A 12,038-nucleotide genomic window follows, 5' to 3' on the forward strand; every position below is an offset into this window, starting at 1 on the left:
TCTCTTCTCCTGTCTCTTCTATCTTGTTTCCGCCTTTGACCACAATGCCTCCGTCAATTGAATCAGCGTATCTCGCATGGCCAGCTTCTCTTGCCAGTGTGCCGGGATACCACTCAATCCATAATAGGCTCCGGCAATTTGCCCATACACCGCTCCCGTGGTGTCCGCATCATCACCCAGATTCACTGCCAGAAGCGCACCTTCCTCGAAGGTCGAGGATTGGTGGAATGCCCATAACGCTGCTTCAAGTGAACGAACAACATAACCGCTCCCCTGAATTTCAGGCGGTGCTTTATGGCGGTATGATCCTTGGACAACTTCTTCAATCGCGGGTGAAAAAGATTTTTCGTCCCTCCACTGACGACAGGTTTGAGGCTGCAGCATGACGTCCTTGTCCGCTCCGCGCAGTCCTGCAACCAATATCGCCGTCAGCACTTCGCATGCTTCCATACTTTCAACAGCGGCATGTGTCGTTTTGGAACTCAACCGAGCATACCGCACTGCCTGATCCGGCTCGTTGGCATAGGCCATGGCTACGGGTGCAAGCCTCATGATCGAACCATTGCCCGCGGTCATCGGGTCGGTTGAGCCACTATACGCTTCACCGGTTGCCGCAAACCGCTCAAGTGCATTGCGAGTAGCACCGCCAATATCAAAGCAGGTTCCCGTACTGCTCATATAACCGACCTGGTACCAATTCGTATATCTGCGCATCTGGTCCGCGGGATCGAAGCTCTCTTTTCTCACCAGGCTTTCGGCCAGACAGAGGGCCATCGACGTATCATCCGTCCATTGTCCCGGAGCCAGATCAAATACACCTCCGCCCACAATATCGGTAACAGGCTCAAACGTGCCAGGACTGCTGAATTCCACTGTAGTTCCCAGTGCATCTCCCGCGGCAAGTCCAATGAAACAACCTTGGAAACGATCCTTTAGCAGCATCATCGACCCCTCCTCTGCGATTGAACGACTCAAATAACTTCCTCCATTCTCCCACATGGCCTAATATGGCGTAAAGAAGTTTAATACGTAAGTCGATTGCAAATTTAACCTGACACAGAATAGGCCAAATGGGTTTGGCCCAGCAAACTGAATAGACATACGGCAAGAAAGCCGGGAGGGACTATGCCTATCGCATCGTTCCTTCCGACTCTTTTAAAAAGATGATCTATTGAAATGTTTTAATAAAATTTTTCTGATCCTTTGTAAATACATATCCACGATGTTCATAAAATTGGTGAGCCGGGATTCGACTTGGATGTGACAGTAGTTTAATTCCGGAGTAGCCGTTATTCTTTCCCCATTGCTCCAGAGACTCGATCAACAGGCTGCCTGTACCCTGATTTCTAACCTTTTCCTTCACAACAAAGCCCAAAATATTCAGTAGAGAGTCGGCAAAAAGCAACTCATATGGACTTCCATGGATGTAGCCAATGACTTCGTTATCCTGCTCACACACCAAAATCTTATCATTGGTTTTCGTTGTAATGACTTCAATCTTTGCCTTAACCTGCTGCTCGGAGAATGCTTGCAAATTCGGGTTAAATTCCTGATTCAGCAAATAAATATCATGAACATCTGTCACCCGGATATCCCTTATCTTTCTTTCTCGCATTTCAATAACCCCTCATTCACTCAGGATCTGATACAACTGAATTAAATGGTAATTCATTTTTGCATTGATTGACAAGAAAAATACAATTGGACGAGGAACTAAACAGATAAACAGATAAAATAAAATGAAATGATACGATACATAAAAGCAGCCTGCTCTCTTGTTTCCAAGGAACAGACTGCCTCATATCACCTGTGATTTAAAATTTACTTATTCCAAAACTCACGGCATACATATTCATTATCCAAGCACGCTTACTCGTTCATGATGGAATTGACGGAGGCATAAACCATTGGCAGGAAGCCTTCTAATGGTTCGCCAACCGGTGCATGGATATGGAAAGCAAAGCCAGTACCATCCAGCTCTTTTACGATGAAATACTCTGTTTTCTTATTATTTTGAGACATCATGAACAATTTTGCCTCTTTCATCGGGCCATTGCTAAGCTTTTCCTCACTTAATTGCTCGACCGCTCCGGTTTCTGTCAGTTCTTTCTTCGCATCCACCTTCAGTTCATTCAGGTTATAATCCGAAGGCAGTTTTTCAATCTCTACCTCGTAATCCGGATCAATCTTCATGGTCAATTCATGATCTCCCGCATCAAATGTCATTGGTTCAAAAACATATAACGAGTATCCTTTGGCTTGAGCCAATGTAACCGGGCGCTTTTCGGTCATGCCTTCTACAGTCACTTCCAACTCAGACGTCTTTGGACGATCCGAGGTAACATTACCGCGTGCATTCGAACCGTTATTGTCATCATCGGACTTGACCTTGGCAATTTCCGTAAGCACCAATTGTTTGACCGTCGTGTCGCCTTCAATGGCCTTCTCTACATATTTGAATTGAACGGAATCTTCATCGTCAATGTCATCAAAAGACTTCTGCACATCCTCACCCACCTGGAAAGACATTGGTTTCTCATTCACACGAATTTCAACCGTGTGCGGGTCTGCCCATCCGGTCAAAATGCCTTCAGCTTCGATCACAGCACTCTCCTCAGGCTGCTTCCCTGGTGCCGTCGTCTGTTCTTCTGTATTATTCGCGGGTGGCTGAGCAGTAGGGCTACTGTTGCCGCAGGCCACAAGTGAGAATCCCATAACCAAAACAAGTAATGATGCACTAATATTCATAGTATTTCGCATATGAACACCTCCGTTAGCTTATACGCAATGATGCTTGTCCATGTTGCCTGACTTGTTAACTTGACAGCTTAGTATTACTTACACGGCTGACAAGACGATCAATCATGCAAATGTTCAATAGCCCGTTGACACCATGAGTAATCAGCCGGCTTGCTCCATTTGCACAAGCTTTGCGTTGGCTCCGTTGAACGCTTTCGTCTGCTTGTTGAACTGTTGTCTTAACTCGGCCACTTTGGCATATTGGCTGTTCCGTTCCCGAATCGCACGTTTGATCTTGACCAGATTAGGCTCCACGCTGCCTCTCATCAATGCATATAATTGCTCGTCCGCATCAAGACTCTGTCTGTAGGAAGCAACAAACGCTGCAAACGACGCAGCTCTTTGCTCATATTGATCCAATACCGTGTGAGCCTGAGCAAGGTTCTCTTCTTTTTCAAAAGATAACTCATCCAGCGAAGTTCGCAGTTCTTCCATCTGTTCTTTTGTCCTGCTCATTACCGCTTCAGCCTGTTCAAGCAGAGTTCTTCGCTCGGAAATATGTCCGTCCGCCTGATCCAGTAGAGCCTCCAGGTTACTGTTTCTATTCTTTCCTTTACTCAAAATCGATCCGTACAACTCCATGTCTTTCCGTTCATGACGGACAATCTCCTTCAGGCTCTGGTTCATCTCCTGATCGGTAAGAATTAGTTGATTGACTTGATTGGCCGCCGGTTCCTGCGGCTGACCGCAAGCACTGACAAGCAGAGCCAGCAATATGCTGACCCCGGCCAGAGCTATCTTTTTTCTTCTAAGCACCTCGGGGTGCCTCCTCTCTTGCATCTATCACTTGATGACTTATCGCTTATTTCAGTATTTATGCAAAATGCCTGCTTATTGCTTATAGCCGGGTATCCCCGCTAAAATTAGCCACCCAATGGGCGCTCGGATCGTAGACCTCAAACTCATAGCCCCGATCTTCAAGAAGTTTTAAAATGAGCGGTAGCGCCTCTACGGTCTGTTCCCGCTCATGCATCAGGATCACTTCCTTATCCCGGTGCACACTGCTGCTGACACGTTCCACGATTTTGTCCGGCTGACCCGGTAAATTCCAATCGAGAGAATCGTGGTCCAATCCCACATTTTGAATCCGGCCGCGGCAATGTCGCCCCTGAAGTCTTCTCCGATCTGTGGACTGCTGCCATACGGAGCACGAATCAGGTGTGGTGTGAAGCCAATGAGGTCATGGACCATCTTCTGCTCCTTCTTGAACTCCTTCACAAAATTAGCGGAGTTTCCGCTCTTATACAATTTGTTATAGTTATGTGTCATGCTGTGAAGACCCGGATAACTGCCCTCTTTGACGAGCCGCTCCACCGCTTCCTTGTGTTGATTCAACTGGCGCCCAATCATGAAAAAGGTTGCCTTTGCCTCGTGCTGCTTCAAAATATCCAGCAGTTGATCGGTATATTCACTTGGTCCATCATCAAAAGTTATGTATGCCAGCTTGCGCACCTGACCCTGGAACCGCGCAGGCTCCTCTTTGGTCTCCGGAGTCATTTCAATCATGCCAAGCTTGGTTGGCTGTTCAATTGCAGCTACTGGAGGGGGTGCTACATAATCCTTGATCCAGTGCGTCATGCCAATGAATGCATATGTTAAACCGATAATGAGCAGTGCCAGAAGCGCCAGTGCAGCACTCAGTCTCCCATACCGGATTCTTCTTCGTCCATGCGTCTTGGTTCGGCTTGTTCTATGCGGAATGCCGCCACTCTCTCCCGCTCTCTGTTGTTGAACTCTCACTTCCAGGCCACTTCCTTACTTTCATTTTTTCCCGATTATTGGTACATTATATCGTTTCATGTCTCTATATAGAAGATTAATAGAAAAATGGTCCTGGAGAATGACAGAATAGTTACAAGCCCGGTTACAATCTACTTATCTATTTCTTCTCTTATACTTTTCCTGCGGATGCATTGTCCTGTATAATAAATTGATTTACGACATTTGACTTCAAGAAGGAGCTACATCCATGACTAGCTTGAACCGTGCCGGCAGATCGATTTTTCTGCTATTCTTTGTCGGCATTATTGCCATTTCATTTTCTTCCATCTTTGTACGTTGGTCCACAGCCGATGTCGCCGTCATTGCGATGTACCGACTGTTTCTCACCAATCTGCTCATGCTGCCTTTTATCTGGAAATTCCGGCATGAGATGATGCGTTTGAATTTCAGACAGTGGGCTTTGCTGCTCGCATCCGGTGTCATGCTGGCCCTCCATTTCCTGCTCTGGATGGGATCGCTTCGGCTCACGAGTGTAGCCAGTTCAACGGTCATTCTCGCTTTGGAGCCTATATTGATTCTCGCCGGTTCCGTCTGGCTCTTCAAAGCCAAGATTAACCGTATGATGATCATCGGTATGGGCATCGCCCTGCTCGGATCAATCGCTATTGGTGCTGGAGATTTCCAGTTGGCAGGCACAGCGCTGCGAGGGGACATTCTTTCTTTGCTCGGGACAATTGCTGTGGCGGTACACATGCTGCTAGGACAGTTTTTGCGTGCTGGGCTAAGTGCCTTCTCCTATAACTTCTGGGTATTTTTCGTAGCTGCCTGTACACTTGCGGTATATAATCTGGTTAATGGTCACCCGTTTGGCGGTTATGCGGCTTCCGAGTGGGGAATTTTCCTGCTGCTCGCCATCGTGCCAACGATCTTTGGTCATTATCTCTTTAATTGGCTGCTTCAATATATGAATGCTACGACGGTATCCATGGGTGTACTGGGGGAACCTGTATTTTCTTCACTGTTGGCCTGGATGCTGCTAGGCGAATCTCTCAATGGGCTTCAGATGTCTGCCGGAGTTGTCATTATTTTCGGGGTATGGATCTTCATCCGGTATGGCAAAACCAAACCACAGCCCATTCTCTCAGATGCTCCTGTAGCTGGAAAAGGGCCTGTTGAACCTACAGTGGTGTAACTTGCGTTTGTATTCGAATATTTGAAAAAACAACTGGGACCTGCATCACGCAGGTTCCGGTTGAATCCATCCCATTACATATAAGGCGGTGTGTTTTCATGAAAAATATTGTATCCATGCGCTGGCTGCTCGCCAGAATGTACGAACCGGATGTCGTCATTGCCGATTGCCGATTCCTGCTTGGTCAACCCAATACCGGGAGAGAAGCTTATGAAGCGGGGCATATTCCAAGTGCAGTTTATCTGGATCTGGAAAAGGATCTGTCCGCTCCTGTATCTACCCACGGAGGCCGTCACCCGCTTCCAGATCCGGCTGAACTGGCAAATCGCCTCTCCAAAGCTGGCATCGGCTCGAATGCACGCATTATTGCCTACGATGATCAGGGAGGCATGAACGCTTCGCGGTTGTGGTGGTTACTACGATATCTGGGACATGAACAGGTGTATGTTATGGACGAAGGGTTTTCTGCCTGGCAGAATGCCAAGTTTCCAGTGACTACGGATGTGCCTGTCCAGATTCCGGCTTCGTTTGAAGTGAATGTGCAGCCACAAATGCTGGCAAGTGTGCAAGATGCGCAACAAGCCTCGGTAACTGGCAGCTCTGTGTTGATCGACTCCCGCGATGCCCGCCGTTATGCGGGGCTCGAGGAACCGATTGATGCCAAGGCCGGACATATTCCGGGTGCGGTGAATTATTTTTGGAAAGATGTGTTGGATTGGGATGGACGTTGGACAGATACTGGGGTGTTAGAAGAGCGTTTCAGTAAGCTGGACAAGGATGGAGAGATTATCGTGTATTGTGGCTCCGGCGTATCAGCTTGCCCGAACGTGATTGCACTGGAAGAAGCGGGATATACAAATGTGAAATTGTATTCAGGGAGCTGGAGCGACTGGATTAGTTATGAGGAGAATCCGGTGGCGACGGGGGAAGAATAAAAAATAAGTAAAGTTAAGTACACAAAAAGCCCACGATCACCGTGGGCTTTTACTAGTCTCGAAATCTTTGTTGCGATGGTATATCTATTTTGAACCAGGGCTAATTATTTATTTTTTCACTTTCCCATCATATCCAAGCTTATATACAGTGCCTTCCTTAAAAGACAGGAATGCAAGACCATCCCCTACTTTTCCCAAAAATCGATCATTAGCATCTAAAGAAAGCAACTTATTCTTTTTACCTGTATATCGATTATAAACATACATATCACTCTTATTATAGCCATTTTTGTCTACCATATTACTTCTATAAAATAACTTATTATTTACATATGCTATAGGATGAATATAAGGATATGAAGCAAATGTTTTTTTTCTGGTTCCATTCTGATCTGCAAAGACACCTAGATAACTATAGCCTCCATCCACCATCTCCGAGAAAAACAAAACGTCGCCAAAAAACGCGTATGTCGATACACCTTTTGAGGACAATGCCTTAGCACCTGTACCATCAGTCTTCATACGATAAAATTTGTAATTATCACGGTTTCTATAGTATATGTACCCGTTGTTTATCTCAAAACTATAAAAAGGAGATTTAGATAATATCGTCTGTTCGCTTGTGCCATCTATTCTCATTGAGCCGAAAGACAACGCATCGGGCATACTCTCGCGCTTTTCCTTTTTGACAAAATAAAGCATGTTCCCTAGAACATCAAAACTTGCAAAATCTGCATCTTTGTTTACATAAGTAAACGCTGAACCATCTTTCTTAATTTTAGCGATCTGATAAGTCCACTCGTCTCTATCGTCTACAACCAGAAAATATATCCACTCTCCAACCAATTTTAAATTTGAAACTTCCTTAGGAAAAATAGATTTTGTTATGCTTTTATTGCCTGTGAATGTCGTAACATTAATACCAACCAATTTTCCATCGTCATTATAACCGTACCATACTAAAGAATTTCTAGAAGCTTCAGCCCCATATGCAGGTACAACTCCAAACAATATAATCACACTTAATAACGCCAACATCCATTTTCTTCTCATCTTACGCTCCCTAAAATATGTATTTTTCTACAGTTGTTATTGTAAATTGTATTTACATATAACACAATCATTTCCCTCTCAATTCCAAGTTTGCTTTTCATTATTTAGTATAAAAAATAGTTACCTCCCGGTGGATGAGCCGGTCCAGTAGGTAAGTCGGAGTACATCGATCATTTCGCGATGTACTCTTTTATTTTTCGTATGGTCCTAAAATCGGGAGATTCGACAAGGTTTTAATTCACTTCTTGATTCCCGATCAATAATTTCACTTGCAGCCAAACGTGCAATAAGCGGAGCCAGCGTAATTGCAGAATGCATCACTGTCAGATAAAGTCCCTTTATGTGATCTTGGAAGCCTACGATTGGATAGCCGTCTTCAGGCATAGGTCTCAGACCGACCTTTATGCTTTCCAGTTCCAGTTGATTCCCGTCCTTCAGACTGCGACGCAACGTGTCGAATGCTCGCTTACCAACAGCCTCTGGTCCGTTTTCCTCCGACTCGTCGATATAATCTTCCGCAGCCAGCAGCGTATAATCTGTCAGTTGACGCGCTTCAAATTGCGCATTCGAGATCAATGTATGGATCAGTTTATTCGTCGTTTTCATCCGAATCAGAATGGAGGGCGACGACGTTACCGGCACGGAACAACCTAACGGGTTGAAAAGTTCGGAGACACCTGTACCTGCGGCCAATACCACGACATCCGACTCCAGAAAACCTTTGGACGTATGGACGCCAACCAGGCGGGAATCTTCTTGCTGCAGTTGTGTAACGTTGGTACCGAACTGAACCTTTGCTCCGTACTCCTGTGCTTTGTTCAACAACAGCTCCGTTAACACTATAGGGTCTACTGCACCTTCTTCGCTAACATACATCGCTTCATCCGGATATTCCTTCAGATTTGGCTCCAATGCTTCAAGCTGCTCCCGATTTAATTTTTGAAAGTGTAGTTGCTCCCTTAGGGGCGGAGTGTCCCAAGTCAGCGCTCCATGCCAATGAATTTTCAATTCGGGTATCTCCTGCTGAAGCGCATGATATTCTTCCAAAGCTGCATCGTACAAATGCCAGTATTCGGGAGCCACTCTATGAGAAGTATGTATCCAGGCAAAAGATTTATCCGTGACTTCACACGCCGCGGTGGGGTGTCGTTCAATAAGGGTTACATCCTGGTTTCGTTTGGCCAGATGATAGGCCATGGACGCCCCGACAATCCCAGCGCCAATAATCACAATTTTTTGTTTATTCAATAATGACTCCTCCTTTTCACCATGTAACATAGGCGATATGATACTCAGACGTCATAACGATGTTGGCTGCAACTCCGCCAGAATCAGTGGGCCATTTCCTCCCAAAGGGAATTCATACAGGGCAGGAGCTTCCCCCGAGGGGAAGCTCCTGCTGAGTCGGAATCAAGCATTGGAACCAGTCCAATATTACATCGCTTCGTTGCAAAATCCCTATCCTTTCGATTCCGTCCAACCCTCCGTGAAGGCATAACCCAGATGCTGGAATGCCTGCCGTACATGGCGGTAGAAGGTCGCACGGCTCATATGTAAGGCTTCAGCCAACTGCGATTTGCGGAAATTCCGCTGAAGGTAGCCATCCCTCAGAATGCGCTGCTCGAACTCCGTGAGCGGATACCGCGGTGTCACTTCTGTAAGCAGGCACAGAATTAGTTCCCTTGCCGACGTTGGCTCACAACCGGCCGCTTTCAGAGAGGGTAGGGCTTCCAAAAACGAGTCATCATACATATGCTGGACCATTTGCTTCATTTCACTCCAGGGAACGGCACGCAGCGCCCCCTCCACTCGTCCGCTATCGTGCAAGCTTTGTTGCAGCAATCGTTTGACCCATATCTCGAACGTGATTTGGCGAAAATCCAGCTCCCACAACGTTACCTTCTCTCCCCCGCTGCGTCTAGATGGCACGCGCTCATCCGGAATACTGCCCCCTCTGTCAAAGCCCAACTGCGAGAGGAGTGTGCCGAGTTGCGGGTCTGCCGCGGGGATGATCGCACGTAGGCCGTTTGCCGTATCAATGAGCCAGTTCTGGAACAGCATGGCCCCCAGCTCCTCCGGGCGATAATACGGCTGCTCCACATCCACCGCAGCCAGCAATACACATACTGTATCTCCATCACGTCTCGCATCATACCCGTTATCATCAGCTAGTTTGGGCATGAGTTCAGCCAAAGCAGGCGCATAACGTTCGATCAACGGCCATGTGCGTTCACTCAGCCACAAACCCGCGCAGAACGCCAGCGGCTTGCCGTCACCGTTGCGAATTAAGCGAAGCCCTTCGGGAGCAACGCGTGCAATATCGTCCAGCAGTGCATGATGCTGCCCGCTCTCCACCAGTTCCGACTGCCAATCGGCTCTGGCCAGCGAGGCCTCCAGATAGCGGTGCAGCAGGGGCAGTTCGTTCGGATTCAAGGATGCTTGTTGCTCATAATGCTGCTGACGTATGCCAGAAAAATCAGCATAGGCATGAACAGCAGGCAGTTGTTCCCGGTACAGCTCCAGCACATGCGCTGCGATCTGCATCTGTCCCAGCTTAGTTGCTGCTGGATATCTCTCCGCCAGCAGTTCCAATACCCTGGAGCGCATGGATTGATACTGTCCCGGGTCGCGCTTTTCATAATCCTCGCGCAGCATACAGGAGACCAACTGATGGAGACTCAAGCCGTCCGATTCTCTTCGAACGCAGGATAGTCTGCCGAGGTCCATATACTCCGAGGCTGTAAGCGGTTTTTCTAACAACTGATTGAGGATCGTTTGATCAGCGGAGGGGAGAATGGACATCACCTGCAAAGCCTCTACCATCCAGGGCAAAGCCGCTTCCTTCAAAAACTCCGCGCTTAGTATGCCCGGAAGCTGTGACAACCGCGGTTCCCCGTCTTGCCGCCGAAGCATGTCGACGGTCAGTGCAAGCAGCAGCGGATGACCGCTTGTCCGGTACTCAAGCTCCCGTTGCACGGAAACAGGCAATCCGCTTGCCTGCACGTAATCAAACACCTCTTTGCGGGAGAACAACTCTAACGGGAAACTATCGATTCGTTGTCCCCATATCGGATTTGCCTGCCACGTCACGGGCAGACCGATCCGTGAAGCAAACACGAACAGACACTGTGCTCCAACCAGTCTTGGAAGGAAGCTGGACAGAAGCCAGCTTTCGATCCGTTCCAGATGCTCACAGTTATCAATCAGGAGCACCGTTCGCTGTCCCGTCAATTCCTCTAGGACATGTGCAAGCTGGGGCACGTCTACACTGCGCAATCGGCCGTATTCCACCTCCAGGCTCATTTCCAGATGCGTCAAAAACGCCCCTGTCGTCTGCATGGAAATTCTTCCATCCATCCAGATGGTCCGCACATCAGCCATTCTTGCCATATGGGCAAGCTCGGTCAGAAGCGTCGTTTTCCCAATACCTCCGATTCCGGAGACGGAAAAGATCCGTGAATCGGCCTCCGACAAGTTTAACCAGCTGGCGAAATCCTGCTTTTCCCGAGCGAATCCGATGATTCGCGCTGCATAATCATTTTGGTTAACCGATAGCGGGTACATGCTGCGTTTATACCTCTTTCTCTTAGAGTTGAGACTAAAATGAGACCACACGTTTTCTCTAGTATACTATACTATTTTATACACAAAGAGACTTTCAGAGGTTACTAACCTTCGTGCCAGACTGGAATCTTACATGCAATCATCGGGGGTTGCAATGAACGCTTCAATTAATTCACTCTGATACTTATGGATATAACGGATATACTCTTGTGCACTTTGGTTAATTTCTTCATCAGTAGCTTGAAATGAGGCACCAAACACTGCAAAATACGGTAACGCTATGGCGCCAACATGATTGATGCTGGCTTTGAATGGTGTGACTACCTCCTCTACAGTAAAGGACACTGAACCATCCCGCGTGTAATTTTCCTGCTTATCACCAAATGGACATGGCCAAGCCCAGCTTTTTCCCTTGCAGCTTGTTTCCTGATGATCCATACGAATAATATGATCAAATGCCTCCAGCAACTTCTGTTCTCTGGAAACATCAATGTTCCAGTCAGGATAGGCTTTATAAATCTCATGAATTGTAATATCGCTTGAGTGTGCAGCAACTCCTCTTTCCAGCGTTGATTCACTTTTGAAACTTCAATATTCGGATGTGCCAAAATGACAAGTGTTTTCATGATTAACATTCCTTTCTCGGTTCAACTACAGACTTCTTTTGCGAATACGGCCATTATCATATAAGCCCCCCAAAAAAGAAAACACACACCCGAAAGTAAGATGGTTACTTCAAAGTGTGTATGGACTTCATCTGCCATATTGTGAGA

12 protein-coding genes are annotated in these 12,038 nt (G+C 47.1%); 2 read left to right on the forward strand and 10 right to left on the reverse strand.

The annotated features are described in order from the left end of the window. Positions 1 to 18: 18 nt before the first annotated feature. The 6 genes from QP794_RS17195 to QP794_RS17220 form a co-directional block, all read right to left on the reverse strand. The gene (locus QP794_RS17195) at positions 19 to 945 is read right to left on the reverse strand and encodes an ADP-ribosylglycohydrolase family protein (protein WP_285078316.1); all 927 of its coding nucleotides are present in this window, start codon (positions 943 to 945) and stop codon (positions 19 to 21) included. Between the two features lie 223 nt (positions 946 to 1,168). After that, the gene (locus QP794_RS17200) at positions 1,169 to 1,615 is read right to left on the reverse strand and encodes a GNAT family N-acetyltransferase (protein ID WP_285078199.1); all 447 of its coding nucleotides are present in this window, start codon (positions 1,613 to 1,615) and stop codon (positions 1,169 to 1,171) included. A gap of 254 nt (positions 1,616 to 1,869) precedes the next feature. Beyond that, on the reverse strand, positions 1,870 to 2,760 hold the full coding sequence (locus QP794_RS17205) for a hypothetical protein (RefSeq protein ID WP_285078200.1): 891 nt from the start codon (positions 2,758 to 2,760) through the stop codon (positions 1,870 to 1,872). Positions 2,761 to 2,901: 141 nt separating this feature from the next. Continuing rightward, positions 2,902 to 3,555: a YkyA family protein gene (locus QP794_RS17210; protein WP_285078201.1), complete on the reverse strand. Its 654-nt coding sequence runs from the start codon at positions 3,553 to 3,555 to the stop codon at positions 2,902 to 2,904. Positions 3,556 to 3,637: 82 nt separating this feature from the next. Next, positions 3,638 to 3,820: a polysaccharide deacetylase family protein gene (locus tag QP794_RS17215; RefSeq protein ID WP_285078202.1), complete on the reverse strand. Its 183-nt coding sequence runs from the start codon at positions 3,818 to 3,820 to the stop codon at positions 3,638 to 3,640. Next, positions 3,778 to 4,539: a polysaccharide deacetylase family protein gene (locus tag QP794_RS17220; protein WP_285078203.1), complete on the reverse strand. Its 762-nt coding sequence runs from the start codon at positions 4,537 to 4,539 to the stop codon at positions 3,778 to 3,780. Before QP794_RS17220 ends, QP794_RS17215 begins: the two co-directional genes overlap by 43 nt. Before the next feature lie 229 nt (positions 4,540 to 4,768). Here QP794_RS17220 and QP794_RS17225 point away from each other — a divergent pair, with 229 nt between their 5' ends. Continuing rightward, positions 4,769 to 5,713, forward strand: a complete 945-nt coding sequence (locus tag QP794_RS17225) for a DMT family transporter (protein WP_285078204.1) — start codon at positions 4,769 to 4,771, stop codon at positions 5,711 to 5,713. A 98-nt stretch (positions 5,714 to 5,811) separates the two neighbouring features. Then, entirely contained in the window at positions 5,812 to 6,648 is an 837-nt protein-coding gene (locus tag QP794_RS17230) for a sulfurtransferase (RefSeq protein WP_285078205.1), read from the forward strand. 108 nt (positions 6,649 to 6,756) lie between these two features. Here QP794_RS17230 and QP794_RS17235 read toward each other — a convergent pair whose 3' ends face one another. The 4 genes from QP794_RS17235 to QP794_RS17250 form a co-directional block, all read right to left on the reverse strand. Beyond that, on the reverse strand, positions 6,757 to 7,701 hold the full coding sequence (locus tag QP794_RS17235; protein ID WP_285078206.1) for a DUF5050 domain-containing protein: 945 nt from the start codon (positions 7,699 to 7,701) through the stop codon (positions 6,757 to 6,759). A gap of 207 nt (positions 7,702 to 7,908) precedes the next feature. After that, the gene (locus QP794_RS17240) at positions 7,909 to 8,949 is read right to left on the reverse strand and encodes an NAD(P)/FAD-dependent oxidoreductase (protein ID WP_285078207.1); all 1,041 of its coding nucleotides are present in this window, start codon (positions 8,947 to 8,949) and stop codon (positions 7,909 to 7,911) included. Positions 8,950 to 9,159: 210 nt separating this feature from the next. Continuing rightward, complete coding sequence (locus QP794_RS17245; RefSeq protein WP_285078208.1) at positions 9,160 to 11,265, reverse strand: AAA family ATPase; 2,106 nt, start codon at positions 11,263 to 11,265, stop codon at positions 9,160 to 9,162. A 129-nt stretch (positions 11,266 to 11,394) separates the two neighbouring features. Further along, positions 11,395 to 11,733 (reverse strand): NAD(P)H-dependent oxidoreductase, encoded by a 339-nt coding sequence (locus QP794_RS17250; protein WP_350338877.1) that lies wholly within the window; start codon positions 11,731 to 11,733, stop codon positions 11,395 to 11,397. Between the last annotated feature and the right edge of the window lie 305 nt (positions 11,734 to 12,038).

It is taken from the genome of Paenibacillus sp. UMB7766-LJ446, from assembly GCF_030226665.1.
Taxonomy (GTDB): Bacteria; Bacillota; Bacilli; order Paenibacillales; family Paenibacillaceae; genus Paenibacillus; species Paenibacillus vandeheii.

Excerpts from the sequence above, each read along its gene's own strand:
- QP794_RS17195 (WP_285078316.1), bottom strand. The coding sequence starts at position 945 with ATGATGCTGCTAAAGGATCGTTTCCAAGGTTGTTTCATTGGACTTGCC.
- QP794_RS17200 (WP_285078199.1), bottom strand. The coding sequence starts at position 1,615 with ATGCGAGAAAGAAAGATAAGGGATATCCGGGTGACAGATGTTCATGAT.
- QP794_RS17205 (WP_285078200.1), bottom strand. The coding sequence starts at position 2,760 with ATGCGAAATACTATGAATATTAGTGCATCATTACTTGTTTTGGTTATG.
- QP794_RS17225 (WP_285078204.1), top strand. The coding sequence starts at position 4,769 with ATGACTAGCTTGAACCGTGCCGGCAGATCGATTTTTCTGCTATTCTTT.
- QP794_RS17230 (WP_285078205.1), top strand. The coding sequence starts at position 5,812 with ATGAAAAATATTGTATCCATGCGCTGGCTGCTCGCCAGAATGTACGAA.
- QP794_RS17235 (WP_285078206.1), bottom strand. The coding sequence starts at position 7,701 with ATGAGAAGAAAATGGATGTTGGCGTTATTAAGTGTGATTATATTGTTT.
- QP794_RS17245 (WP_285078208.1), bottom strand. The coding sequence starts at position 11,265 with ATGTACCCGCTATCGGTTAACCAAAATGATTATGCAGCGCGAATCATC.